The organism is Pseudomonas sp. TE36184 (assembly GCF_054060055.1).
In genome coordinates, this window is record NZ_JBSSCU010000001.1 from 1,707,789 (window position 1) to 1,734,231 (window position 26,443).

At 62.7% G+C, this 26,443-nt stretch carries 21 protein-coding genes and 2 pseudogenes; 13 read left to right on the plus strand and 10 right to left on the minus strand.

Translation table 11 applies throughout. From position 1 onward, the window contains the following. The first annotated feature begins 130 nt into the window (after positions 1–130). The 3 genes from ACVWZP_RS07500 to ACVWZP_RS07510 all read left to right on the plus strand — a co-directional run bounded on the left by ACVWZP_RS07500 (position 131) and on the right by ACVWZP_RS07510 (position 2,824). The gene (locus ACVWZP_RS07500) at positions 131–1,057 is read left to right on the plus strand and encodes a class I SAM-dependent methyltransferase (RefSeq protein WP_457369620.1); all 927 of its coding nucleotides are present in this window, start codon (positions 131–133) and stop codon (positions 1,055–1,057) included. Positions 1,058–1,205: 148 nt separating this feature from the next. Then, positions 1,206–1,922: a phosphatidylcholine synthase gene (gene pcsA / locus ACVWZP_RS07505; RefSeq protein WP_017848465.1), complete on the plus strand. Its 717-nt coding sequence runs from the start codon at positions 1,206–1,208 to the stop codon at positions 1,920–1,922. 122 nt (positions 1,923–2,044) lie between these two features. After that, the gene (locus ACVWZP_RS07510) at positions 2,045–2,824 is read left to right on the plus strand and encodes a TSUP family transporter (RefSeq protein WP_046383211.1); all 780 of its coding nucleotides are present in this window, start codon (positions 2,045–2,047) and stop codon (positions 2,822–2,824) included. Here ACVWZP_RS07510 and nudC read toward each other — a convergent pair. Both nudC and ACVWZP_RS07520 read right to left on the minus strand, forming a co-directional pair. Beyond that, positions 2,792–3,626: pseudogene (nudC, locus tag ACVWZP_RS07515) on the minus strand (NAD(+) diphosphatase). The gene ACVWZP_RS07510 and the pseudogene nudC overlap by 33 nt on opposite strands. A gap of 5 nt (positions 3,627–3,631) precedes the next feature. Beyond that, the gene (locus ACVWZP_RS07520; RefSeq protein ID WP_457369621.1) at positions 3,632–4,444 is read right to left on the minus strand and encodes a crotonase/enoyl-CoA hydratase family protein; all 813 of its coding nucleotides are present in this window, start codon (positions 4,442–4,444) and stop codon (positions 3,632–3,634) included. A 205-nt stretch (positions 4,445–4,649) separates the two neighbouring features. On the opposite strand from ACVWZP_RS07520, the gene ACVWZP_RS07525 reads away from it, so the two are divergent. The 3 genes and pseudogenes from ACVWZP_RS07525 to ACVWZP_RS07535 all read left to right on the plus strand — a co-directional run bounded on the left by ACVWZP_RS07525 (position 4,650) and on the right by ACVWZP_RS07535 (position 6,972). Next, on the plus strand, positions 4,650–5,204 hold the full coding sequence (locus tag ACVWZP_RS07525; RefSeq protein WP_017848461.1) for a UPF0149 family protein: 555 nt from the start codon (positions 4,650–4,652) through the stop codon (positions 5,202–5,204). A gap of 91 nt (positions 5,205–5,295) precedes the next feature. Further along, a complete protein-coding gene (gene aroA / locus ACVWZP_RS07530) occupies positions 5,296–6,552 on the plus strand; it encodes a 3-phosphoshikimate 1-carboxyvinyltransferase (protein ID WP_017848460.1) in 1,257 nt (418 codons plus the stop codon). Between the two features lie 32 nt (positions 6,553–6,584). Next, positions 6,585–6,972, plus strand: a pseudogene (locus ACVWZP_RS07535) (hypothetical protein). A gap of 67 nt (positions 6,973–7,039) precedes the next feature. On the opposite strand, the gene ACVWZP_RS07540 reads toward ACVWZP_RS07535, so the two are convergent. Continuing rightward, a complete protein-coding gene (locus ACVWZP_RS07540; protein ID WP_102618714.1) occupies positions 7,040–7,417 on the minus strand; it encodes a hypothetical protein in 378 nt (125 codons plus the stop codon). Between the two features lie 73 nt (positions 7,418–7,490). Further along, entirely contained in the window at positions 7,491–8,090 is a 600-nt protein-coding gene (locus ACVWZP_RS07545; RefSeq protein WP_017848457.1) for an NAD(P)H-dependent oxidoreductase, read from the minus strand. Between the two features lie 69 nt (positions 8,091–8,159). Between ACVWZP_RS07545 and ACVWZP_RS07550 the strand changes: the two genes are divergently transcribed. After that, positions 8,160–8,771 carry a TetR/AcrR family transcriptional regulator gene (locus ACVWZP_RS07550; protein WP_046383208.1) on the plus strand — a complete coding sequence of 204 codons (612 nt, stop codon included), beginning with the start codon at positions 8,160–8,162 and terminating at the stop codon, positions 8,769–8,771. Positions 8,772–8,781: 10 nt separating this feature from the next. Here ACVWZP_RS07550 and ACVWZP_RS07555 read toward each other — a convergent pair whose 3' ends face one another. Continuing rightward, positions 8,782–9,459, minus strand: coding sequence for a GNAT family N-acetyltransferase (locus ACVWZP_RS07555; RefSeq protein ID WP_046383207.1), 678 nt, complete (start codon positions 9,457–9,459; stop codon positions 8,782–8,784). 136 nt (positions 9,460–9,595) lie between these two features. Beyond that, complete coding sequence (locus tag ACVWZP_RS07560) at positions 9,596–10,477, minus strand: LysR family transcriptional regulator (RefSeq protein ID WP_017848454.1); 882 nt, start codon at positions 10,475–10,477, stop codon at positions 9,596–9,598. Between the two features lie 113 nt (positions 10,478–10,590). Here ACVWZP_RS07560 and ACVWZP_RS07565 point away from each other — a divergent pair, with 113 nt between their 5' ends. From ACVWZP_RS07565 to ACVWZP_RS07575, 3 genes are all read left to right on the plus strand, one after another. Next, positions 10,591–11,793, plus strand: a complete 1,203-nt coding sequence (locus ACVWZP_RS07565) for an MFS transporter (RefSeq protein ID WP_057005259.1) — start codon at positions 10,591–10,593, stop codon at positions 11,791–11,793. A 193-nt stretch (positions 11,794–11,986) separates the two neighbouring features. Further along, complete coding sequence (locus ACVWZP_RS07570) at positions 11,987–12,841, plus strand: CAP domain-containing protein (protein ID WP_017848452.1); 855 nt, start codon at positions 11,987–11,989, stop codon at positions 12,839–12,841. Between the two features lie 158 nt (positions 12,842–12,999). Further along, a complete protein-coding gene (locus tag ACVWZP_RS07575; RefSeq protein WP_256823214.1) occupies positions 13,000–15,186 on the plus strand; it encodes a GAF domain-containing protein in 2,187 nt (728 codons plus the stop codon). A 3-nt stretch (positions 15,187–15,189) separates the two neighbouring features. Here ACVWZP_RS07575 and ACVWZP_RS07580 read toward each other — a convergent pair whose 3' ends face one another. The 4 genes from ACVWZP_RS07580 to ACVWZP_RS07595 all read right to left on the minus strand — a co-directional run bounded on the left by ACVWZP_RS07580 (position 15,190) and on the right by ACVWZP_RS07595 (position 24,123). Beyond that, complete coding sequence (locus tag ACVWZP_RS07580; RefSeq protein ID WP_108526611.1) at positions 15,190–16,356, minus strand: GGDEF domain-containing protein; 1,167 nt, start codon at positions 16,354–16,356, stop codon at positions 15,190–15,192. A gap of 51 nt (positions 16,357–16,407) precedes the next feature. Then, positions 16,408–18,645, minus strand: coding sequence for a 1,4-alpha-glucan branching protein GlgB (glgB, locus tag ACVWZP_RS07585; RefSeq protein ID WP_457369622.1), 2,238 nt, complete (start codon positions 18,643–18,645; stop codon positions 16,408–16,410). Continuing rightward, complete coding sequence (gene treS, locus ACVWZP_RS07590; RefSeq protein ID WP_457369623.1) at positions 18,642–21,989, minus strand: maltose alpha-D-glucosyltransferase; 3,348 nt, start codon at positions 21,987–21,989, stop codon at positions 18,642–18,644. Before treS ends, glgB begins: the two co-directional genes overlap by 4 nt. A gap of 145 nt (positions 21,990–22,134) precedes the next feature. After that, positions 22,135–24,123, minus strand: coding sequence for an alpha-1,4-glucan--maltose-1-phosphate maltosyltransferase (locus ACVWZP_RS07595; protein WP_261754941.1), 1,989 nt, complete (start codon positions 24,121–24,123; stop codon positions 22,135–22,137). 205 nt (positions 24,124–24,328) lie between these two features. On the opposite strand from ACVWZP_RS07595, the gene ACVWZP_RS07600 reads away from it, so the two are divergent. From ACVWZP_RS07600 to ccoG, 3 genes are all read left to right on the plus strand, one after another. Next, positions 24,329–24,496: a hypothetical protein gene (locus ACVWZP_RS07600; protein WP_164887046.1), complete on the plus strand. Its 168-nt coding sequence runs from the start codon at positions 24,329–24,331 to the stop codon at positions 24,494–24,496. 13 nt (positions 24,497–24,509) lie between these two features. Continuing rightward, positions 24,510–24,749 (plus strand): DUF3203 family protein, encoded by a 240-nt coding sequence (locus ACVWZP_RS07605; protein WP_017848445.1) that lies wholly within the window; start codon positions 24,510–24,512, stop codon positions 24,747–24,749. A 184-nt stretch (positions 24,750–24,933) separates the two neighbouring features. Beyond that, on the plus strand, positions 24,934–26,349 hold the full coding sequence (gene ccoG / locus ACVWZP_RS07610) for a cytochrome c oxidase accessory protein CcoG (RefSeq protein WP_457369624.1): 1,416 nt from the start codon (positions 24,934–24,936) through the stop codon (positions 26,347–26,349). Positions 26,350–26,443 lie beyond the last annotated feature (94 nt).

Sequence of the window (26,443 nt, forward strand, 5' to 3'; positions counted from 1 at the left end):
AGGCGTACCAAAGCGTATTTTGAGCATGAATCGCTGCCAATCAGACGTTTCCCAGCACGTTGTGCTCTAACCCCCCGAAACCTCGCCATTGTGTTTAAAATGCCGCCCGCTCAACGAACGACGCTCAACGATGAACCCCGACGCCCTCGCCACACTGCACGCCCACCTGCTGACCGCCCTGGCCACGCCACCGACCGAAACCCGGCGCCTGTTCCACGGGCGCGGCCGTTGCTGGCCGGGCCTGGAGCAACTGACCGTGGACTGGCTGCAGGGCGTGGTGCTGGTCGCGCTGTTCAAGGAGCCGGAGGCGGCGCACCTCGACGCGCTGAAACAGCTGCTGGTTCAGTTCGAATGGGCGCAGTCCGGCGCCCACACGGTAGCCCTGCAGCACCGATACCTGCCGCAAAGCACCACCGAATGGCTGGTGGGCGATGCGATCGATGAGCTGACGATTACCGAAGGCAGCCTGCGCTACCTGATCGACCTCGGTAAAAAACAGAACAGCGGGCTGTTTCTCGACATGCGCTACGGCCGCAACTGGGTGCGCGAACAGGCCAAGGGGCTGCGGGTACTCAACCTGTTCGCCTACACCTGCGGGTTTTCCGTGGCGGCCATCGAAGGCGGCGCCGAGCATGTGGTGAACCTGGACATGGCCCGCGGCGCTCTGAGCCGGGGTCGCGACAACCATCGCCTGAATGGGCATGACCTGAGCCGCGTTACCTTTCTTGGCCACGACTTGTTCAAGTCCTGGGCCAAGGTCATCCACAGCGGCCCCTATGACCTGGTGATTATCGACCCGCCGTCCTTCCAGAAAGGCAGTTTCCTGCTGACCAAGGATTACCAGCGCGTGCTGCGCCGCCTGCCGGATTTGCTCACGCCACAAGGCACGGTGCTGGCGTGCATGAATGACCCGGCGTTCGGCGAGGACTTCCTGATCGACGGCGTGACCCGCGAAGCACCGGGCCTGCGCTTTGTCGAGCGGCTGGAAAACCCGCCGGAATTCCCGGATATCGATCGGCAAAGCGGCTTGAAAGCCTTGGTGTTCCGCCAAGGCTGATGCCGAAACGTCCGACGCTTGCTACGCTAAGCAATCACCGGGGTGGTGAACCTTATCCTCCCCTTCCCGGTCGATACCTGCATCCCCTGGCCAGACTCGACGCTGCCACAGCGTCGGCTGCCCCGTTTCACCCTTTGGAGAACCGCCCGTGATATCGACCCTGCATGTAGCCAGACTGAAAGCCTGGGGCGCCCACGGCTTCACTGCCACCGGAGTGGTGTTGGCCTTCCTGGCCACGCTGGCCTTGCTGGAGAACTCACCCAAGGCGTGCCTGCTGTGGCTGGGCCTGGCACTGGTGGTCGATGGCGTCGACGGTTCCCTGGCCCGCCGCGTGAATGTCAGCACGGTACTGCCCAGCTTTGACGGCTCGGTGCTGGACCTGGTGATCGATTACCTGACCTATGTGTTTATCCCGGCACTGTTTATCTACCGCTATATCGACCTGCCGGACTTTACCCACCTGTTCACGGTGTCGGTGATCCTGGTGTCGTCGCTGTTCTGCTTCTGCAACGTGAACATGAAAAGCAAGGACAACTACTTCGTCGGCTTCCCCGCCGCCTGGAACGTGGTGGCCCTCTGCGTGTATATCATCCAGCCCGACGCGTGGGTGACGTTGCTCACGGTGATTGGCCTGGCGCTGCTGACCGTGACGCCGATGAAGTTCCTGCACCCGTTCCGGGTCAAGCGGTTCATGCCGATCAACATCGCGGTGACCACGCTCTGGTTGCTGTGCAGCTTCTTGATGGTGGTGGATTACCCGAACACCAACCCGTGGACGTTTGGGTTGTGGTCGCTGATGTCGGCGTACTTCCTCGGGATCTGCATCTGGCGCACCGCGCTGGAGTGGCTGGGCACCCACAAATAGCCAGGCCGGCACCGTTTGAATGTGGGAGGAGGCTTGCGCCCTCCCACATTTGGATTTGCGTACATCGGGCAGGTAAGATGGCCGCCTTTCGCATAGCGCCCTGCCAACCATAAGCCCTGCCCATGCCCTTCGAACTCAGCGTAGACCTCACTACCCTCGCCATCCTGGCCGTCGTTGCGTTCATCGCCGGCTTCATCGACGCCATCGCCGGCGGTGGCGGCTTGCTCACCACCCCGGCCCTGCTCACCGCCGGCATGCCGCCCCATTTGGTACTGGGCACCAACAAACTCAGCTCCACCTTCGGCTCGGCCACCGCCAGTTTCACCTTTTACCGACGCAAGCTGTTTCACCCGCGCCAGTGGGTACATGCCATCGTCGGTACGTTTATCGGCGCCCTGGCCGGCGCCATCGTCGCCCACTACCTGCCCGCCGAAACCCTGAACAAGATGCTCCCGGTGATCGTCTTCGGTTGTGGCCTGTACCTGTTGTTCGGCGGCACGCCCAAGGCGCCGCTGGAGGGCGACGCACCGATCAAGAAGAAATGGCAGGCCACCCAAGGCTTCGGCCTGGGCTTCTACGACGGCGTGGCTGGCCCCGGCACCGGCGCGTTCTGGACGGTGAGCACGATGCTGCTGCACCCCATCGACCTGGTCAAAGCCAGCGGCGTGGCGCGCAGCATGAACTTCGTCAGCAACGCGGCGGCGCTGTCGGTGTTTATCATCAACGGTTCGGTGGACTGGATCGTCGGGCTGGCCATGGGCGTGTCGGTGATGGTGGGCGCGTTCTTTGGCGCACGCAGCGCAATCAGCGGCGGCGCCAAATTCATTCGCCCGGTGTTTATCACCGTGGTCCTCGGCCTGACGGTGCGCCTAGCCTGGCAGCACTGGTTCAGCGTGGCCTAAGCGGCGGGCCACGTAGAGGTCGATCAGGTAACGCGCAATCGAGCGTGACGCCGGCAACGGCGGCAAGTCGTGGATGTTGAACCACTGCGCGTCCTCGATCTCATCGGCCTGGGGCACGATATCGCCACCGGCGTACTCGGCATGGAAGCCCAGCATCATCGAATGGGGAAACGGCCAGCACTGGCTGCCCACGTACTGGATATTGCGGACTTCCAGCTGCACTTCTTCGTGAACTTCGCGGATCAGGCAGTCTTCGGCCGACTCACCCGGCTCGGCAAACCCCCGCCAGCGTGCTGTAGACCCCGGGGACAAAGCGCGGCGACCGCGCCAGCAGGATCTCGTCGCCACGGGTCACCAGCACAATCATGCTCGGCGAGATGCGCGGGTAGCTGCGCAGGTCACAAGCCTCGCAGAACATCGCCCGCTCCCGAGGCACCTGGACCATGGCCTGGCCGCAACTGCCACAAAAACGGTGTTCCCGCGCCCAGGTGCCGATCTGCGCGGCATAGGCCAGCACTTTGTACAGCCGGTGATCGCCTTGCAGCATGAAGCCGCGCAGGCCTTGCCAACTGCATCCGGGCACGTCGCTGGCGGCATTGAGTTCGAGCAGGTACACCGGCTCGCCGTCAAGATGGCCGATACCGTGTTCGGCGAACACCGCCAGGTCCTGGCGCTTGAGCCATTCCCGCGGGAACAGCGCGCCATTGGTGTCGTGTAAAAAACCCTCGCGGCTGCGCGCGACGGCCCAGCCGCCGGGGGTTTGGTTGTCCAGCAGTGTGGTGGTAATCCAGCCTGGGGTCATATCAGTCAATCCACGAATTCGGGTTTCTGCTTGCTCATATGGGCCGCGATGGCCACGCGCAAGTCGTTGGATTGCAACATAGCCGCGTTCCAGGTGGCAACGTATTCCAGACCGTCATTGACTGTATGGTCACGCATGTAGCTGATCATGGCCTTGGTGCCGGTCACGGCAATCGGCGATTTGGCGGCGATTTCCCGGGCGATGTCCAGTACGCCGGCCAACAGGTTTTCCTGATCGGGATACACGCGATTGACCAGGCCGATGCTGCGCGCTTCCTCGGCGCCGAACTGGCGACCGGTGTAGGCCAGCTCGCGCAGCATGCCATCACCGATGATGCGCGGCAGGCGCTGCAGGGTGCCGACGTCGGCCGCCATGCCGATGTCGATTTCCTTGATGGAAAACTGCGCGTCCTCGGCGGCGTAACGCATGTCGCAGGCGCTGATCAGGTCGATGGCACCGCCGATGCAGTAGCCCTGGATCGCGGCCAACACCGGCTTGCGGCAGGTGTCGACGGCGTTGAACGAGGCTTGCAGTTCGAGGATCTTGCGCCGCAACAGGCGTGCATTACGGCCCACGTCCTTGCCAAAATCATTGGCCACCGAGGCCAGCATCATCAGGTCGATGCCGGACGAAAAATGTTTGCCGGCACCGCTGAGCACCACGGCGCGCACGGCGTCGGTGTCGTCGACCCAGCGGAAGATATCGATGATCTCGGTCCAGAACGCCGCGTTCATGGCGTTGATCTTTTCCGGGCGGTTGATCTGCACATGGGCAACGCTGCCAATGAGCTCGACGACGAAGGCTTGGTATTCGGACATGGCAGTGATCCCTGACTGGCGAGTAATAAGAGCCGAACTATAACAAGGGTGAGCCACGGCGCATCAGCCAAAAACGGGACTGCTAAAATTCATCCGGGACGGGCCGTCGGCCTTGGAAAAGGCTGGATAAAAACCGCCTCAGGCGCCATCCTTCGCGCTTTAAGCCGCTGCCGCAGCGGCGCTCGACGTTTAAAGGATACGCCCCATGCTCACCCAACCTCTGGCCCCCGCCGATTTCGACCTGATCGAAGAAACCCTGCTCAAGTACGGTGACGACCACTCGGTGCTGAACCTCGCCGAACTCGATGGTTACTTCTGCGCACTGGTGTCCAGCCCGGCACCGGTCGATATCGCCGAGTGGTTCCCGGCGATCTGGGGCGGGCAGAACCCGCAGTGGGAAAGTGCCGAAGAAGCCAAGCAGTTCCTCGAACTGTGCGTTCGCCACATGAACGCCCGCGCCGCCCAACTGGCCACCGACGCCAAAGGTTTCCGGGCGCGCTTCGACGACACGGAGCATCAGGGCCAGACCCTGACCCTCGCCGAGGAATGGTGCTTTGGCTATATCCGTGGCGCCGCTATCGGCAACTGGCCTGAACTGCCTGCCGAACAGGCCGCACTGCTGGAGAAAATCTCCTGGTGCGCCGAACAGGACAACTTCGAACTGCCGGCGGACCTCGATGTACAGGCGCATCAGCAGCGCGTCAGCGAGATCGAACCGGCGGCGCGGGCGCTGCATGATTACTCGCTCGCCCAGCGCTAAGCCTCGACAAGCGTGACGTCTATGCCCGATTATTCGGGTCCGCCCGTCGGCCACTCCGTGCCACCTTGCCTTGAATCAGGAGCCTTGTACCTTGAGTTCGCAGAAAACCGTGACCGTTACACCGCCCACTTTCCCCCTCAATGGCAAGGTCGCGCCCCCCGGCTCCAAATCCATTACCAACCGCGCGCTGTTGCTCGCCGCCCTGGCCAAGGGCACCAGCCGCCTCAGCGGCGCGTTGAAGAGCGATGACACCCGGCACATGTCGGTGGCCCTGCGCCAGATGGGCGTGATCATCGACGAGCCGGACGACACCACCTTCGTGGTCACGGGCCAAGGCCAGCTGCAATTGCCTGCGCAGCCGCTGTTCCTCGGCAATGCCGGCACCGCGATGCGTTTTCTCACCGCCGCCGTCGCCACCGTGCAAGGCACCGTGGTGCTGGACGGCGACGACTACATGCGCAAACGCCCGATCGGCCCGCTGCTCGCCACCCTCGGCCAGAACGGCATCCAGGTCGACAGCCCGACCGGTTGCCCGCCGGTTACCGTGCATGGCGTGGGCAAGGTCCAGGCCAAGCGCTTTGAGATCGACGGTGGTCTGTCCAGCCAATATGTATCGGCCTTGCTGATGCTCGCGGCCTGCGGCGCAGCGCCGATTGAAGTGGCGCTGACCGGCAAGGACATCGGCGCCCGCGGCTATGTGGACCTGACCCTCGACTGCATGCGTGCATTCGGCGCGCAGGTCGAGGTGGTCGACGACACCACCTGGCGCGTCGCTCCCAGCGGCTACACCGCCCATGACTACCTGATCGAACCGGACGCCTCCGCCGCCACCTACCTGTGGGCGGCTGAAGTGCTGACCGGCGGGCACATCGATATCGGCGTCGCCGCACACGACTTTACCCAGCCGGACGCCAAGGCCCAGGCGCTGATCGCGCAGTTCCCGAACATGCAGGCCACAGTGGTGGGTTCGCAAATGCAGGACGCGATCCCGACGCTTGCCGTACTGGCCGCATTCAACAACAGCCCGGTGCGCTTCACCGAACTGGCCAACCTGCGGGTCAAGGAATGTGATCGCGTGCAGGCGCTGCACGACGGCCTCAACCAGATCCGCCCAGGCCTGGCCCGCATCGAAGGCGATGACCTGCTGGTGGCCAGCGATCCGGCACTGGCAGGCACGGCCTGCACTGCACTGATCGACACCCACGCCGACCACCGCATCGCCATGTGTTTCGCCCTGGCCGGGCTGAAGGTCTCGGGTATTCGTATTCAGGACCCGGACTGCGTGGCCAAGACCTATCCTGACTACTGGAAGGCACTGGGCAGCCTGGGTGTCGCCCTGCGCTACTGAGTCCGCGACGTCGAGATGGGGAGGGCTTGATCATGAACATTCGCCAACCCTGCCCCGCCCGGCGCCTGTGTCTGTGACCGCGAACAGCTGCTGCAAACCCCAGGCGCCGACCTGCGCATCCTCAACCTGACGCGACAGGAAGAAAAACGCCTGATCGAACGCCTGGAAGACCTGCAAAGCCTGCAAGACCTCGAACACATGCAGCAGCGCATGTACGCGCTATTGGGTATCCGCGTGCAGGTCGCGCCGGGGCACACCGAGGTCAAGAGCATGCGCGGGATTCAGATCGTCATCGACGAACTGCCCGGCCTGTGCCGCAAGACCCGGCAATCGATCCCGGCGGCGATTCGCCGAGGCCTGGAGAAACGACCGGAGATTGCCTACCGGCTGCTGGATGCACATGACCTGCTTGGACTCTAGTCGGTCCTTTCAGTGCATCGGCACCAAGCTGCGGCTCCAGGCCTGAGGCGTGCCGCAACTAACGTAGTTACCAGATGAAATTATCGCCGCCTTTCACGCCATGCCCATTAAGCACGTCCCGGTAAGTCATAGTGGGATACTTGATAAGCCTGTCCACTTGCTCGGAGTTCAAATCTTGAACTTCTCTAGGCGATATATTTGGAAACTCTTTCCCATGTGCATCCACCACTTGCTGAAAGTTCATATTGGGATATTTATCGAGCGTATTGTGTTGGTCAAAGGTCAAGTTTTGCAGGTCGCCATTCGATAGATTTGGAAACGGACTGTCTTCGTTCGCATTGTTTTCCTGCTCTTGTCTCACTTGATCTTGCGTGGGTTTTCCCTGGGATGTGTCAATGGGAGGAGCAATCGGTGCGGATCCAGATGCAGCAGAAATTGAAGTCATTATCAAATCTCCAGTGATTGTGAACGCCTTGATTGGTCGTCGAACGGTTTCTGGTTCCCTGCTCGCAACGAAATCATCCGGCGACCGTCTCGGTTTCGAACAGACCCTGGCCCACTGCCTTGGCGTGATCCAGATGCACCTGCACCTGGCCGCTTTCCGACTCCAGCAGCAACGCTGACGTCAGCACCTGCGCGCCACAGTAATCGAAGATCCCGTAATCGATCTGCGTGTGCATGGCCTTGGCATAACCATGGCGCTCAAACGCGCTTTGATCTGCAGCACCGAGGGCCAGCAGGTGAACCTGCAAGTGCCGCAGTTTCTTCACCACCGGAGTGTCGGGGCCGTAGTCGATCGCCCAGCCGTTGACGAACACGCGGTCGATCCACCCCTTGAGCAGGCCTGGCAGCGACCACCAGTAAATGGGGAACACCAAGACCAGGGCGTCGGCGCGGTCGATGCGGGCTTGTTCGGCGGCGACGTCAGCCGGCGGTTCGGCGCGGGTGCGATGTACGCGCTGGTCGGCAGCGTTGTAGCGCGGGTCGAAGCCTTCGGCGGCAAGGTCGGCGATTTCGAACGTATGGCCAGACGCGCTCAGCCCGGCGGCGACTTGCGCGGCGAGGCTGTGGGTGAGGGATTGCGGGTCGTGATGAGCTACAACGATCAGTGCGTGCATGACAGTGACTCCCATTGGGTTTATGCTGGGCTTAAGTTACCTTTGGTAAGTTACTTTTGGTATATAAGCATGTCAAGCAGTGAATCCCCTGCCCCACGTCGTCGCCTGTCGCGTGAAGATCGTCTGCGCCAATTGTTGGACGTGGCCTGGCAACTGGTGCGTGAAGAAGGCACCGAAGCCCTGACCCTCGGCCACCTGGCGGAACGAGCGGGCGTGACCAAGCCGGTGGTCTATGACCATTTCGTTACCCGCGCGGGGTTGCTGGCGGCGTTGTATGAGGATTTCGATGGGCGCCAGAATCAGGTGCTTGCCGACGCCCTCGAAGCCAGCAGCCCGACCCTGGAAGATCGCGCGTGGGTGATCGCCTCATCCTATGTCGACTGCGTGTTGTTGCAGGGCCGGGAAATTCCGGGGGTGATCGCGGCGCTGAGCAGCTCGCCGGAGTTGGAAAGCCTCAAGCGCAAGTACGAAGCACTCTTTCTCGATAAGTGCCGCGACGTCATGGCCCCCTTCGCGCCGGGCGGCAGCGTGTCCCAGGCGGGGCTGCGGGCCATGCTCGGGGCGGCGGAGGCCTTGTCTCATGCGGCGGCCAGCGGTGAGCTCAGCCGTGAAGAGGCGCAACAGGAGTTGCTGGCGAGCATTCTGGCAATGGTCAATCGCGGGGCGCACAGCGCCCGTTGAGAGGCGTTTTTCAGCCTCGCCCCTGCACAAACAAGCGGACCTTGTGCGCCAGTTGATCCAGGTGCCGGTCGCGTTGCTTCTCGGCATCCACCATGGCGCGCTTGCCATGTTTTTGCAGCAGGTAGGTATGAATCTGCCGCACTTCCAATGAGCTATAGATAGCGGCCACATCCAGCACGCCCATCAAGCCATCGGTGGCGTAGGCGCGGGTGTTCATCAGCACCTGCGTGCCGCGCGCGCCGCGCACCTGAAAGCCCATCGCCGCGAAGGCCGGCACTTTGTCCACGGCGCAGGCCAGTTCGGCGTGAGGGTAACGTGCCAGCACCTCTTGCATCATGCCCCGCGCCACGCCCTGGCGCCGGCTGCCTGCCTGTACGGCCATGAACGCCACACCGCAGGCTTCTGGGTCGTCCTTGACCGGCAAGTACAGCAAAAACCCAATGACTTTTTCCGGGTCTTGCGCAGACGTCGCGACGATCAGTTCGACCGCGATCCCCTTCGACCCGTCCAGCGCCTGCAGGTACAAATGCACCTCAAAGCCGATGGCATATTGGTAAATGTTGTAGAGCAGGTTACTCGGCGGCAGCGCGACGCTGCTGATGTCGGTGAGGTTGTCGACCACCATCTGCAGGATCTGGCTGTTGATCGGTTCGGGGCACGGCGTGGTGTAGCGGGTAAGGCTGAACATGCAAATTCCTGGAGTTTCGCGTCAAGGCAGATGGGATTGTACCTGTTGCAGCAGGTTCGGGATCGATAGGCATACCCGCCACGCTCTGCACGCCTGGCGGCTCGCATGCACATCGCCCCGGGGACGGGCCGCACTGTCATCGTCCGCACACCTCGCGCAAACACCCGCGCAACCAACGATGGGCCAGATCGGCGTCCAACCGTGGGTGCCAGAGCATTGCCACGGTAAACGCGGGTAACGCCACCGGCAGCGCAAAACAGAACAGGTCGCGCCGGTCTGGGGTATAGCGCTCGGGCACCGAGGCAATCAGGTCGGTGTTGCGTGCCAGGGCGATGGCGCTGGAAAAACTCGCGACGATGCTGCCGATCTGCCGCGTCAGGCCCTGGGCTTCGAGGACGTCGTCGATCTGGCCGCGGTCCTGGCCGCGCCGCGATACGTAAAGGTGTCGGCCCTCGGCAAACCGTGCAGCGCTGATCTCGCCTTGGCTCAGGGGATGGCCGCTGCGCACCACGCCGATCAAGCGATCGCGAAACAGCGCCTGGGTCAGCACTTCAGGGCTGGCCGTGGGGTCGACCACGCCGATGTCCAGGTCGACGCGGCCTTCGCGCAGTTGCGCAGTGTCCTTGTCGGTCTTGCTGACGAAGCGCAGGCGCACGCCGGGGGCGTCCTCGGCGAGACGGGCGAGCAACGCCGAACCGAAGCCTTCGACAAACTCCTCGCTGGTTCGCAGGGTGAAGGTGCGGACCACGTGGGCCATCTCCAGCGCCTGTGCCGGGCGCAACACCGCCTGGGCGCCCTGTACCAGTTGGCTGACCTGTTCGCGCAGTGCCAACGCCCGGGGCGTCGGCACCAGGCCACGGCCAGCGCGGACCAGCAGCGGGTCGCCGGTGGTCGCACGCAAGCGCGCCAACGCCCGGCTCATGGCCGAAGGGCTCAACCGCAGGCGCTTGGCCGCACGGGCGACACTGCCTTCGGCGAGCAATACATCCAGGGTGATCAGTAAATTGAGATCGGGCATCAGCGCTCCATGGCAGGCGTCATATGCAGGTATTTAGTGCAACTCATGCGTCTTCCGCCATGTTAGGTCACGCCGTAGATTTGCGACAGTTACGTTCATTCAAGGAATCTTCCATGCATACCTCTTCCCGTGGCGGTCTTGTCAGCCTGTGCCTGTCCATGTTGCTGGCCGCCCTTGGCACCAGCATCGCCAATGTCGGCCTGCCCAGCCTCGCGCAGGCCTTCAATGCATCCTTTCACGCGACGCAATGGGTGGTGCTCACCTACCTGCTGGCGATCACGGCAGTCATCGTCAATGCCGGGCGCCTGGGCGATCGGCTGGGGCGACGGCGGCTGTTGATCGCTGGCTTGCTGCTGTTCGCCTTGGCCGGCGGGCTATGCGGTGTCGCGTCTGGCCTGCGGTGGCTGATTGCAGCGCGCAGCCTGCAAGGTTTGGGCGCGGCGATCATGATGGCGATGACGTTAGCGATGGTCGGCGACACCGTCCCCCAAGCGCGCATTGCGCGTGTCATGGGCTTGCTCGGCACGATGTCAGCCGTCGGTACCGCCATGGGCCCCGGCGTGGGCGGCCTGTTGCTCAGTGTGTGGGGCTGGCGCGCGCTGTTTCTGGTGGGGATGCCGCTGGGCTTGCTCGCGGCCGCCCTCGCCTGGCGCTACTTGCCGGTGGATCAGCCACCCGCGCCACTGGTCGGCGGCGGTGGCGTTTGGCGCTTATTGCAGTCGACCTCGTTGCGCGCCGGCCTGGTGATGAGTGCGTTGGTGTCGGCGGTGATCATGGCCACCTTTGTCGTCGGGCCGTTCTACTTGTCCCGAGGGCTTGGGCTCGATCCGGCCGGGATGGGCCTGGCAATGGCCGTCGGCCCTGGTGTCGCGGCGCTCACCGGCATTCCGGCCGGTCGTCTGAGCGAACGCTTTGGCAGCCACGTCATGACACTCGTGGGGCTGGCTGTCTGCGGCAGTGGCGCCCTGTCGCTGTGCCTGGCGTCCGGGCTGGTCACTTATCTTGCCTCACTGATTACGCTGACGGCGGGCTACAGCCTGTTCCAGGCCGCCAACAACACTGCGGTGATGAGCGAAGCCGATGCGGCACGCCGAGGCACGATCTCAGGCCTGCTGAACCTGTCACGCAACCTGGGGCTGATTTTCGGTGCGTCGGCATTGGGCGCGATGTTTGCCTGGACCACTCCCGATGTCACCCACGCCACGCCACAATCCGTGGCTGACGGTCTGCACGCAACCTTTACCGCGGCATTCGCTTTGATCCTGCTCGCCAGCGCCATGGCATGGCGGCGGCAGCCCGCGCGTCAGCTGGCGTGAGCCGAATATCCTCGCTCATGGCGGGTTGATCAGCCTCACCATGCCGGCGCGGCGGGTGGTGGCGTTTGCCTTGTATGACCAGGGCCGTGAACATCCGGCATTCAAAACCCGAGGAAAAAAGTTCGGACCAACGGGTGCATGGACGCCCCTACATCGCGCATCATGGGCACTTTCAAGTTCAAGGGTAACGTCCATGCGCGTGCTGTCATTGATGATGGGTCTGACGACGCTGGCCGCCAGCCTGGTGTTCTGCGCCAGCGCGATGGCGAATGAAGAAAGTCAGTTGGTGCAACAGATCAACGCTTACCGCAGCCAGGTGCAACGCTGCGGCGACCAAGGTTCCCAGGAACTGCCACCGCTGGCCAGCGATACACGCCTGGTGCTGCCGGCCAGTAATGTCGGCGACTTGCAGCAGGCCCTGGCCCGCGCGGCGTACCCGATGGTCAACGTGCAGGCAATCAGCCTGTCCGGGCCCAAGGATGCCCAGGCGGCCATGAAAGCCGTGCGCGAGAGTTTCTGCCGCGTGGTGCTGGACCCGCAATTCGTCGACATCGGCGTGAGCAACAGCGGCCAGGACTGGCGCATCGTGCTCGCCCGCCCGCTGCTGTCCAGCGGCCTGGGCGATTGGCAGACCGAAGGCAGGCAATTGCTGAACCTGATCAACGCCGCCCGCACACAACCGCGCCAATGCGGTCCCCAGGCGTTCACCGCGACCACGCCACTGTCGTGGAACGACACCTTGGCCAGTGCCGCCAACAGCCACACACGCAACATGGCCAACGGCAATTTCTTCGACCATCTGGACCACGACGGCCGCACCCCGGGCGACCGTGCCGAGCTGGCCGGGTACAGCGCGAAGAACATCGGCGAAAACATCGCGGCCGGCCTCGACACCCCGCGCAAAGTGGTGGACGGCTGGCTCGCCAGCCCCGGCCATTGCGCCAACCTGATGAACCCGCAATTCCGTGAAGTGGGCGCCGCCTACGCGATGGACCCGAAGAGCGATGCAGGCATTTATTGGACAGCGGTGTTCGGAACACAACAGTAAGTGAACACCCGCGATGAGATCTATCCCAGCGGGTGAAGCATCAAAGTGCCATCTCATGGATAATTGCGCTGAACCGGCAGCAATCATTTCTGTCTGTTGCTTATTGGCCTGACGCATCAGGCATCCAAACAGACCGTGGCAAACAAGGTGTTCACCCGATGATGAATTGGCTGCAAAGCAGCAGCGACATGGCCGAGCGGGTACGCCAGCACGACTGGGCCAGTACGCCCCTGGGTCCGCTGGAACACTGGCCGGATGTGCTCAAGACCACCGTGGCGCTGTGCTTTGCTTCAAGTTTCCCCCAAGCCATCGTGTGGGGACCTCAATTGACGACCCTCTATAACGACGCGTTCATTCCGATACTGGGCAATAAACCCTATGCCCTGGGGCGTCCGTTCAGTGAGATCTGGAGCGAGGTCTGGGACGACATCAGCCCCATCGCCGATGCGGCTTTCCAGGGCCATGCGACCTATATCGAAAACTTCCCGCTGGTGATCGAACGCGGCGCGGCGCCGGAACAAGCGTACTTCACGTTCTGCTATAGCCCGATCCGCGACCCGCGGGGCCACGTCGTCGGCATGCTCGACACCGTGACCGAAACCACCGCCACGGTGTTCCTTTCGCGCCGCCTTGCGGTGCTGGATACCATCGGCAGCACGGTCGCCAATGCCACCGATGCCGAAGCCATCATGACCGCCACCACGCACCTGCTGGCGCAGCACCTGCAAGTGTCCATCTGCGCCTACGCCGATATGGACGCCGATGAAGACGGCTTCACCATCCGTGACAACTGGACGGCTCCCGGCTCGCCCAGCATCGTCGGCCACTACCGCCTGCAGGCCTTCGGGCAGACCGCGGTCAAGTGCCTGCGGGCCGGTGAGCCACTGGTGATCGGCAACAACCGGCTTGAACTGCCCGCGCAGGAAGCCGCGGCGTTCCAGGCCCTGGGCATCACCGCCACGATCTGCATACCACTGATCAAACACGGTCGCCTTACGGCCTTGATGGCGGTTCACAGCACAGCAGAGCGGACCTGGTCGCCGTATGACCTGGCGCTGTTGGCCGAAGTCACCGAGCGGTCCTGGGCGCACATCGAACGGGTGCGCGCCGATGCCGCCGTGCGCGAAGGGTTGGCGGCCTTTACCGAATTGAACGCCACCCTCGAGCAGCGTGTGGAAGAACGCACCGCTGCGCTGGCCCAGGCCGAAGCGGCGTTGCGTCAATCGCAGAAACTCGAAGCCATCGGCCAATTGACCGGCGGCGTGGCCCATGACTTCAACAACCTGCTGACCATCATTCGTTCGTCGGTGGACTTTTTGCGTCAGCCCGGGCTGCCCGAAGAACGGCGCCAACGCTACATGCGCGCGGTATCCGACACCGTCGAGCGCGCCAGCAAGTTGACCAGCCAGTTGCTTGCGTTCGCGCGCCGCCAACCGCTGAACCCGGAAGTCTTCGATGTGGCGCAGCGGGTCAAGGACATTGGCGAGATGCTCGAGAGTGTCACCGGTGCGCGCATTCATGTGCAGGTTCAATTGCCCGAGCGGCCGTGCCATGTCCGGGTCGACTCGAGCCAGTTCGAAACCGCGCTGATCAATATCGCACTCAACGCCCGCGATGCCATGGACGGCCAGGGCACCTTGACCCTGCGCGTGGGCACGGTGGACGCGATGCCGCGCATCCGGGGCGATGCCCAAGCCTGCCAGCCGTTTGTCACGGTGGCCCTGGCCGACACCGGCAGCGGCATTCCGGGGGAAACGTTCGAGCGCATTTTCGAGCCGTTCTTTACCACCAAGGCCGTGGGCAAAGGCACGGGCCTGGGGTTGTCACAGGTGTTCGGCTTCGCCAAGCAGTCCGGTGGCAATGTCGACGTGGCCAGCCGTCTTGGCCAGGGCACGGTGTTTACCCTGTATCTGCCCGAGGTCGAACCGGAGGACGCCCGCCACGAGCCCTCCCCTAGTGACCCGGCACCGCCCCACGATACGAGCCTGCGCAATATCCTGATCGTGGAAGACAACCTGGACGTAGGCCGTTTCGCCAACCAGATCCTCCAGGACCTCGGTTACCAGACCACTTGGGCGACCGATGCCGAACAGGCGCTGGCGCTGGCCGGTCCGGATGCCGCGGCTTTCGACGCGATTTTCTCCGACGTGGTGATGCCGGGCATGACCGGCGTGGCGATGGCCAAGCTCCTGCGCCAACGTCGCGCCGACCTGCCGGTGGTGCTCACCTCCGGCTACAGCGAAGAACTCGCGGAAAGCGGCTACGAAGGGTTTGAGTTCCTCGCCAAGCCCTACTCCGCCGACCAGGTGGCGCGGGTGCTGGCCAAGGCCATGTTCAAGGACTGAGCCCTACTCCGCCACGACCACTTGATTGCGGCCGAGGGCCTTGGCGCGGTACAGCGCCTTGTCGGCGGTGTTCATCAACGCGTGCAGGTCGCCATCCAAGGTGCAGGTCGACGCCACGCCGAGACTGGCGGTCATGCCCTGCACAGGTTCGGAAGCCATGCAGGAGATGGCCTTGATCAACTGCTCAGCGATACCCCGGGCGGTTTCCAGCGAGGTATTGGGCAGCAACACCGCAAACTCCTCGCCCCCCAGGCGGCCGTACACATCGGCCTGGCGAAACGACGCGGTGATCACTCCGCCGATCTGCCGCAATACCTGGTCGCCGGCCTGATGGCCGTAGGTGTCGTTGATTTGCTTGAAGTGGTCCATGTCGATCATCAACGCACACAGCGGCTGCCGGTTGAGGCGGCACTGCGCGTACAGCAATTGTGCATGTTCGAAAAACGCGCGACGGTTCATCAGCCCGGTGAGTTCATCGGTCTGTGCGGCGCGCGCGGAAATAGTGTGGGCGCGTTCCATCTGCCTGGTCAGGCGGAAGGCTTTTTCCAGGGCGCCGGACAACTTGCGCGTGGCACTGACCACAAACGAGGAAAACACCAGCACCGCAATCGCCACGCCGACCTGCATCGACGACGGCTGAAACAGCAGCCACAGCGTACACGGCAGCAACACCAGGCCCATGGACACCATGGTCATGTAGCGATAGGCCGAATAGCACGAGACAGCGCTGACGGACATGCCCACGGTAAACAACATCACCAGTACTTGGGACATCCGGTCGTCGCTGGGCATTACGGCAAAGGCACCGGCGCCCCAGATGCTCGCGGACAGTATCAAGGTGAGCCAGTAACGGCGCTCCCAGCGTTCCGGCGTGCGCTCGCTGTAGGGGCTGCGAAACCATTCGAGGAACATTTTCACCCGCAGCAACGATGACGCCGCCAGCACCGCCAGCCATACCTGCATGACCTGGTGGTCAAAACGGTCCCAACACAGCCAGCAAAGCATCGCCGCCGCGAGATAGCTGCCGAAAATGGCGGCAAATGACTGACGAAACAGCTGATGCAAACGGTCGGTTCGCACCTGCTCCTCAATAACGCAATCCTGGTCTTGCTCATGCCCAAGGCCATTCATGAAAACCGCCTGATTCGACTGCCGCGACAAAGGTGCCATTGTGGCACCCTGCCACTAGCGCGGACAATAGACGCCAGCACCTTAGCGCCGTTAACTGTCTTGCGGACGCAAAATCAGCACGCCCAATGGCGGCAGATTCAACGACAGCGATACCGGTTGACCATGATGCGGTTCATCCTCGGTGAAGACCCCTCCGCCATTGCCATAATTCGAACCGGCATACGTGTCCGCATCGCTGTTGATCACCTCGCTCCAACGCCCGGCGAACGGCACGCCGACCTTGTAGGCTTCACGCGGCACCGGGGTGAAGTTGGCCACCACCAGCACCGGCCTGCCGTCCTTGCTCCAGCGCAGCCAGGCGTAGACGCTGTTGATCGCATCGTCGCCGATCAGCCACTGGAAGCCTTGGGGCGCGTCGTCCTGTTCATACAGGGCCGGTTCCTCGCGGTACAGGCGATTCAAGTCACTCACCAGCTTCTGCACCCCACGGTGTTCGGGGTATTGCAGCAGGTACCAGTCCAGTTGCTGGTCGTGGTTCCACTCGCGCCATTGGCCGAACTCGCAGCCCATGAACAGCAGCTTCTTGCCCGGGTGCGTCCACATGAAACTCAGGTAGGCGCGCAGGTTGGCGAATTTCTGCCAGCGGTCGCCGGGCATCTTGTCGATCAGCGAGTGCTTGCCGTGGACCACTTCATCGTGGGAGATCGGCAGGATGAAACGCTCGGACCAGGCATACACCAGGCCAAAACTCAGTTCATTGTGATGGTGGGCGCGGTACACCGGGTCTTGCTGGATGTAATGCAGGGAATCGTTCATCCAGCCCATGTTCCACTTGTAGTTGAAGCCCAGGCCGCCCTGTTGGGTTGGCTGGCTGACGCCCGGCCAGGCCGTGGATTCTTCGGCGATCACCAGCGCGCCGGGGGCTTCGAGGGCGACCACGTCGTTCAAGTGCCGCAGGAAGTCGATGGCTTCGAGGTTCTCGCGGCCGCCATGGCGGTTGGGCACCCATTCGCCGGCCTTGCGCGAATAGTCGCGATACAGCATCGAGGCCACGGCATCGACGCGCAGGCCATCGACGTGGAAGTGTTTGAGCCAATGCAGCGCCGAGGCCAGCATAAAGCCATGTACTTCGGTGCGACCCAGGTTGTAGATCAGTGTGTCCCAATCCTGGTGGAAGCCTTCCAGCGGGTTGGCGTATTCGTACAGCGCCGTGCCATCGAATTGCGCGAGGCCGTGGGCATCGGTGGGAAAATGCGCCGGCACCCAGTCGAGGATCACGCCGATGTCGGCCTGGTGACAGGCATTGACGAACTCGGCGAATGCCTGCGGCGAACCGAAGCGCGCAGTCGGCGCGAACTGGGACAACGCTTGATAGCCCCAGGAGCCGCCGAACGGGTGTTCCATGATCGGCATCAGCTCGATATGGGTAAAGCCCAGCTGTTGCACATACGGAATCAGCCGCTCGGCCAGTTCACCCCAGCCGTACTGGCGCGAAACCTCACCGGCCTCGTCCAGTTCGCACTGCCAGGAGCCCAGGTGCAACTCATAAATCGACAGCGGCGCCGTGGGCTTCTGCTTTTGCGCACGCGCCTGCATCCACGTGTGATCCTGCCAGTCGACCTGTAACGGCGACGCGACTTTCGATGCCGTGTCGGGCGGCATCTGGGTGGCCAGGGCCATCGGGTCGGCCTTGAGCGGCAAAATGCCGTGGGCCCCGAGAATCTCGTATTTGTAGGCCGCGCCCGCTTGCAAGCGTGGGATAAAGATCTCCCACACACCGGCCGGATGGCGCAGGCGCATCGGGTGGCGGCGGCCGTCCCAGATATTGAAGTCACCGACCACCGACACGCGCCGGGCGTTCGGTGCCCACACGGCAAACCGCACGCCCTGCACGCCATCGACCGTGGTCAACTGGGCGCCCAGGCAACTGCTGAGGTCACGGTGATTGCCTTCGGCAAACAGGTACAGGTCCATTTCCCCCAGCAGCAGTTGCTGGAAACTGTAAGGGTCTTCGGTGATCTGTTCGCCACCGGCCCATTGGATCTTCAACAGGTAGGCCTGGCGACTGCTGAAATGCCCGATAAACAGACCCGGCACCTGGGTCGCGTCGAGGCTGCCGATCGGCTCGCCAGTGTCGCGACTCAGCAGTTGGACGCTCAAGGCCTCCGGCAGGAACGCACGGACAAACTGGCCGCCCTGCTCGTCACCATGGGGCCCGAGAATCGAGAACGGATCATGGTGTTCGGCGCGCACCAGCGCTTCGACGTCGTTGGACGCCGGCATTGCTGTCAGTTTCGGCTGCAGCGGTTCTTTATTCGTAAAACTCATGACGTCTCCCCACCGCGTACAGATTTCGATCCAGGTATGAGCCCGCTGAGCAAACCGTGCAAACCCTGCAAGGGCACCGGCAGCCAGGTCGGGCGGTTTTCCGCTTCATAAGCCACTTCATACGCGGCCTTTTCCAGGCTGAACAAGGTCAGCGCTGCGTCCTGGCCTTTGGCATCCTGCCAGTCATGCGCCAGTGTAGCCGTCGCCGCGTGATAAGCCTTGATAAATGCCAGACGCGCCTCAATCAGGTAGCGCTCGGTCACACGCTGGCGCGCCGCGTCCGCTGCGGGTGAGTGGTCCACACCTTGCACATTCAGGGCCATGGCCGCCGCGTAATCAAACGAACGCAGCACGCCGCTGACGTCTTTATACGGGCTGTGCTTGCCGCGCCGTTCGTGCAGCGGCCGCGCCGGTTCCCCTTCAAAGTCGATCAGGTAAGCGTCGCCTTTCACTACCAGCACCTGGCCCAGGTGCAAGTCACCGTGGACGCGAATGCGCAAGCCGCCCAACGTGGCCTGCGCCAACGCCCGGACCTGAGCGCCGATGGCTTTTTTCTGCTCCAACAATTCACTGACCCGCACCTGATCGGCCGGGTTCAATTGGTTTTGATGCAGTTTGAGCAATTGCAGGGCGCGCTCGATCTGCGCCGCGATGTCCTTGGCCCAGGCCTCGGCATCCTTGGCGGTGGTGACTTCGGCTTGGAAGTCTGGGTTGGCCGTCGGCGCCGCCAGCACGCCGTGCATTTCACCCAGGCGCTGCCCGAGCAAAGCGGCAAAGTCGGCCAGCTCGCCCAAGGCGTTGTAATGCTGCTCCTGTTCGGACATCGCTTCGGCCTGTTCGTCGCGGATCGCGCGCTCCAGGTTGTTCTGGGTCCAGCCCCAGGCGTCGCCCTGGTTGCTCAGGTAGCCCTGGGCAATCATCAACAGGTTGTCCTGGCCTTGGCCGTCACGCCGAATCATCGAACCGAGCAACGGCGAAATGTTCGGGTAACCGGCTGCGGTCAGGTAGGCGCTCATCTCCAGCTCCGGATGGACCCCGGCGCTGACCTTGCGGATCAACTTGAGCACCAGGCTCTCGCCCACCACCACCGAGCTGTTGGACTGCTCGGCGGCCAGGTAACGCACGGGCGACTCATCGGTCAGCGGCAGCCTGGCCAGCTGCGGCGTGGCTTCAAAGCGCAGCTCGCCCTCGCTGCTGTTCAACACGGTGCCGGCCTGCAAGGCCTGGATCACCGCGCGGATAAAGTGTTCCAGGCTGAACGCATCGGTCACCAACCCCACCTGACGCACGCGCCGCACACGGGCCAGGGCCAGTTGTTGCGGCAAGGCGCTGGTGAACTGGTCTTCGCCGAGAAAGCCAAACGGCAACTGGTAACGGCTGACCTGCCCCCCGGCGCTCACCTCGATTTCGCTGAGCAGCACCGGGTGCTGCAGGTCGCCGAACCGCACGCCGTAGGCGATATGCACGCTGTCGATGGCCGTCTCCTTGCCGGCGAACCAGCGGCGCTTGGGCAGCCAGGCCGGCAGCGAGGTGTGCTCCAGGACGGCGCGACACGGTGCGTCGAGCAGCTCCTCCATGCGTTTTTTCAGAACCAGGGTGGTGAAGTCCGGCATGCTTTGCACCGGTTCCACATGCCAGCTGGGCATCTGGTTTTCCGCCGCCAGCACGAACCAGTAGAAGCCATACGGCGCCAGGGTCAGCAGGAAATTCAACTGGCCGATGGGCGGGAACGCATTACCGCCGAGCATCTCCACCGGCACCATGCCGGCGAAGGCCGAGAGGTCCAACTCGGCCGCCTGGGCGCTGCGCGAGACGTTGGCCACGCACAGGATGATCTCGGTGCGGCCGTCGTCCCCGGTGAATTCACGGGTATAGGCGAGGATGCGCCGGTTGCTCGGCGAGAGCATCTTCAAGCTGCCGCGGCCGAAAGCCTTGGACTGCTTGCGCACCGCGAGCATGCGGCGGGTCCAGTTGAGCAGCGAATGCGGGTCCTGGGCCTGGGTTTCGACGTTGACCGACTGATAGCCGTATTGCGCGTCCATGATCGGCGGCAGCACCAGGCTGGCCGGGTCGGCGCGGGAAAAGCCGCCGTTGCGGTCGATGGACCACTGCATCGGCGTTCGCACGCCGTCGCGGTCGCCCAGGTAGATGTTGTCGCCCATGCCGATTTCATCGCCGTAATACAGGGTCGGCGTGCCCGGCATCGACAACAGCAGGCTGTTGAGCAGTTCGACGCGACGCCGGTCACGCTCCATCAGCGGCGCCAGGCGCCGGCGAATGCCCAGGTTGATCCGCGCGCGACGGTCGGCGGCGTAGTAGTTCCACAGGTAGTCGCGTTCTTTGTCGGTGACCATTTCCAGGGTCAGTTCATCGTGGTTGCGCAGGAAGATCGCCCATTGGCAATTGGCCGGGATTTCCGGGGTCTGGCGCAGGATGTCGGTGATCGGGAAACGGTCCTCCTGGGCCAGCGCCATGTACATGCGCGGCATCAGCGGGAAGTGAAAGGCCATGTGGCATTCATCGCCGTCGTCGCCCTTTTTGTCACCGAAGTACATCTGCGTGTCTTCCGGCCACTGGTTGGCTTCGGCCAGCAGCATGCGGTCGGGGTAATGAGCGTCGATCTCGGCGCGGATCTGCTTGAGGACGTCGTGGGTCTCCGGCAGGTTTTCGTTGTTGGTGCCGTCGCGCTCGATCAGGTACGGGATCGCGTCCAGGCGCAGGCCGTCGATGCCCATGTCGAGCCAGAAGCGCATCACCGACAGCACGGCTTTCATCACTTGCGGATTGTCGAAGTTGAGGTCGGGCTGGTGCGAATAGAAACGGTGCCAGAAGTACTGGCCGGCCACCGGGTCCCAGGTCCAGTTGGACTTCTCGGTATCGAGGAAGATGACGCGCGTGCCGTCGTACTTCTGATCGTCGTCGGACCACACGTAGAAGTCCCGCGCCGCCGAACCGGGCTTGGCCTTGCGTGCGCGCTGAAACCACGGGTGCTGGTCGGAGGTGTGGTTGATCACCAGTTCGGTGATCACCCGCAGCCCGCGTTGGTGGGCTTCGGCGATAAAGCGCCGGGCGTCGGCCATGGTCCCGTAGTCGCTGTGCACGCCGCGGTACTCGGCGATGTCATAACCGTCGTCGCGACGTGGCGAGGGGTAGAACGGCAGGAGCCAGATGGTGTTCACACCGAGGTCGGCGATGTAGTCGAGTTTGGCGATCAGCCCGGGAAAGTCACCGATGCCGTCGTTATTGGAGTCGAAATAGGATTTGACGTGAACCTGATAGATCACCGCGTCCTTGTACCACAGCGGGTCTTTGATAAAGGTGGCAGCCTTGGGTTTCTTCGCCATTGGAAACTCCTGAAAACTCGAGGATTCTTGCAGACTGAAGCGGGTCGATGTGCGGGGGCTTGCGCCCGATAGCGGCAGGACAGTCACTTGATCCATTGGCTGGCATAGCGCTTTCGGGAGCAAGCCCCCGCCCACATGTCGATCCTTAGTACGTGGTGATGCGCCAGATCCCGAACGGCATCTGCGGCTCCAGCCGCATCCATTGGGTCTTGCCGTACCACGTCCAGCGATGGCCGTTCATCAAATCTTCGCCCTGGGTGTGGGCGTCGTCCGGCAAGCCCAGCTCCCACAGCGGCAATTCGAATTGCGCTTCCTGGGCATTGAATGGGTCGAGGTTGACCGCCACCAGGATGAAATTGCTGCCGTCTTCGCTGCGCTTGCCGAAGTACAGGATGTTCTCGTTCCAGGCGTTGTAGAGCGTCAGCCCCAAATGCGTGTGCAATGCCGGGTTTTGCCGGCGGATGCGGTTGAGTTGGGCGATCTCGGCGATGATGTTGCCGGGTGCGGTGAAGTCCCGCGGGCGGATCTCGTATTTTTCCGAGTCCTGGTACTCTTCCTTGCCCGGCACCGGCGCGGCTTCGCACAGTTCGAAGCCGGAATACATGCCCCACAACCCCGAGCCCATGCTCGCCAGCGCGGCGCGGATCAAGAAACCCGGGCGCCCGGACTCATGCAGGAAAGCGGGGTTGATGTCCGGGGTGTTGACGAAGAAGTTCGGCCGGTAGCACTCGCGCCAGGGCGACTCGTTCAATTGCGCCAGGTACTCGCTCAGCTCGGCCTTGGTGTTGCGCCAGGTGAAATAGGTGTAGCTCTGGGAGTAACCGACCTTGCCCAGGCGCGCCATCATCGCCGGTGTGGTGAATGCTTCGGCGAGGAAGATCACCTCCGGGTACTTGGACCGCACATCGCTGATCAGCCATTGCCAGAATGGCAGCGGCTTGGTGTGAGGGTTATCGACGCGGAATGTCTTCACGCCCTCCTCGACCCAAGCGAGCACGATGTCACGCAGTTCAGTCCATAGGCTGGGGATCGCATCGGCGGCGTAGAAATCGACGTTGACGATGTCCTGGTACTTTTTCGGCGGGTTTTCCGCGTATTTGATCGTGCCGTCCGGGCGCCAGTTGAACCAGCCCGGGTGCTGCTTGAGCCACGGGTGGTCCTGGGAGCACTGAATGGCGAAGTCCAGGGCGACTTCCAGGCCATGGTCGGCGGCGGCCTTGACCAGGCGCCGAAAATCGTCGCGGCTGCCCAGTTGCGGATGAATCGCGTCGTGGCCGCCCTCCTCGCTGCCGATCGCGTAGGGGCTGCCCGGATCGTGCCGCTCGGCCCTCAAGGCATTGTTTTTGCCTTTACGGTGGCTGCGGCCGATGGGGTGGATCGGCGGGAAGTACAGCACGTCGAACCCCATGTCATGGATCATCGACAGCCGCGAATGCACGTCGAGGAACGTACCGTGACGCGCTGGATGGTCGGTGATAGAGCGCGGAAACAGCTCATACCAACTGGCAAACTGCGCACGCTCGCGCTCCACGTCGAGTGGGTACGCGGGACTGATGCTCAAATAGGCGCGGTGATCGGCCCGGGTCATCAGGTACGCACTGTCTTCGTGCAGGAACAGCGCAACCTGCTCGGTTTCCAGCAGGCCAGAGAGCTCGTGGTGCAAGCGCATCAGGCGCTCGCGCAGCTCACTGTCACTGCGCTCGGCGGCCAGCAGCACCAGGCTGCGGCCTTCCTGCAACTCAAGGCTGACCGGCACGCCAGCCTCATGTTTCTTGCGCAGTTCGTAGCAGAAGCTGGCAAAGGTATCGATCCAGGCTTCGATGCAATATTCATGGGGCCCTTGGGCGGTGACGGTAAACGCGCCCTCCCAACCGTCGTTGCCGATATCGGCCATGACCTCGCTGTGCCAGCTTTCATCGTGCAAGGCGCGCCAGCGGATCAGCACCGCGAGCGTGTCGTGGCCGTCGGCGAACACCTTGCTGGTGACATTGATGCGTTGGCCCACCACGGCCTTGACCGCAAATTCGCCGCCGTCGATCACCGGCATGGTGCTTTCAATCGCTATGCGAGGCAGCAACAACGCCTGGGACAGCGGCAATACACAATCGTCTGGAGTCAGTGTTTCAGCAGTCATCGAGCATCTTCCCCTTACGCCCTGTGGACGCTCTTTGCTTGATCCGAATTCTGATACGGCACCGCTCTCCCTGAGCAGGGCCACATAAGGTCCGAGCCCGGGGCCGGGTGAAAAGTTCAGGTGGATGTGCCGCCATCGACGGGGGGAATCAATTCCCCCGGGCGGCTGTCCACCGATAGAGCAAAGCACAAAGGAGGCCACACCGATGAATATCCCGATTCCCGCGCAAACGCCCGATCCGAATATCGACAAGCCGACCCTGCCGCCCACCGAACCGGCTGCGCCGCCTGAGGAGGAACCGCCGCAAGACCCGCCCGTGCGGGTGGAGGAACCCTCAGCCCAATGCTATCCCCTCACCATCACCAGACGATGACAAGGAGTTCACCATGCCTGTACGTATCGAAAACCAGATCTGCTACTTCACGGTCGATGACAACGGCCAGGAACAAAGCCTGCCGGCGTCCCAGGTCACCGTCAGTACCGACAGCGAAAAATCCATGTCTTTTGTGGCGCTGAACGACGACCGGATCTACATCACCGAGGTCGAGGCCGACGCGCTGACCGTCGCCGGCGCCCAGGATGGGCGCAAACACCTGAAGGCCAGCGACAGTGATTCGGTGATTTGATTGATCTGTATCAGCACACGCTGAATCGAGCTGCGCCCCAGGCGCCACGGGGTGCAGCACATTGTCGCAGCAGGGCCTTTGCAGCGCATCTGATCCGCTTTTTATCGCCACACCTGAGTCTGTTATGCAAACAGCACGACGAGCATAGTTCACCGGCCTGATGGAGGCTGATGAGCAAACGACCATGAGCGAAATGATCCCCGTCCGAACCGTGGAAATCCACGAGCCTGCGCACCCGAAGAAGGTGACGGCCAAATCCAGCGATAACCAGATCCATACCCGTAGCTTCACCGGCCTGTACCGCACCTTGCGCGTGGCCGGTGCAGGCTTTCTGTTCCTGGCGTTTTTCGGCACGGTGTGGCTGAACTGGGGCGGTCGCCAGGCCGTACTGTGGGACCTGGCCGAAAGCAAGTTCCACATATTCGGCGCCACGTTCTGGCCGCAGGACTTCATCCTGCTGTCGGCGCTGTTGATCATCTGCGCCTTCGGCCTGTTTGCGATCACCGTGTTCGCCGGCCGGGTGTGGTGCGGCTACACCTGCCCGCAAAGCTCGTTCACCTGGCTGTTCATGTGGTGCGAAAAAGTCACCGAAGGCGAGCGCAACCAGCGTATCAAGCTGCAAGCGGCACCCTGGAGCCTGAACAAACTGGCACGGCGCTCGGCCAAACATACGCTGTGGCTGAGTATCAGCGTGCTGACCGGGTTGACCTTTGTCGGTTACTTCACACCCATTCGCCCGCTGGCCAGCGAACTGCTGACCTGGCAGATGGGCGGCGTGAGCCTGTTCTGGGTGGTGTTTTTCACCGCCGCCACTTACCTCAACGCCGGCTGGCTGCGCGAAGCGGTGTGCATGCACATGTGCCCGTATGCGCGGTTCCAGAGCGTGATGTTCGACAAAGACACGCTGACCATCTCCTACGATGCGGCCCGTGGCGAACACCGCGGCCCGCGCAAGCGTGAAGCCAAACCGGCGGACGTCGGCCTCGGCGACTGCATCGATTGCCAATTGTGCGTGCAAGTGTGCCCCACCGGCATCGATATCCGCGACGGCCTGCAAATGGAATGCATCGGCTGCGCGGCGTGCATCGATGCCTGCGACTCGATCATGGACAAAATGGGTTACGCCCGCGGCCTGGTGAGCTACACCAGCGAACATCAACTGCAAGGCGGCAAGACCCACCTGCTCAGACCACGTCTGATCGGCTACAGTGCGGTGCTGCTGGTGATGATCGCGGCGTTGGTCGTGGCACTGGTGCAGCGGCCGATGGTGTCGCTGGACGTGACCAAGGACCGCGGCATGTTCCGCGAAAACAGCCAGGGCCTGATCGAAAACATCTACAGCCTCAAGGTCATCAACAAGACCCAGCAACCCCAGGACTACCGCCTGGAACTGCTGGATGGCGAAGGCTTCCAGCTGCAAGGCAAGACCCAGATCAGCCTGGCCCCGGGGGAAATCAGCGACGTGCCGGTGTCGGTGGCGTTGCTGGCGGACAAGCCGGCGAGCAGTTCGCAGATCCTGCGCTTCAAGGTCACCGACGTCGACGAACCATGGGTCTACAGCGCTGCCGACAGCCGTTTCGTGGCACCGTTGAACCGCTGAGGGTTGGCCGGCATAAGAGATCAAATGTGGCAGCCGCTCAGCCGGCGGCCACATTTCGCCCTGCGTACATCTTGAGAAGATTAATTTGGCTACC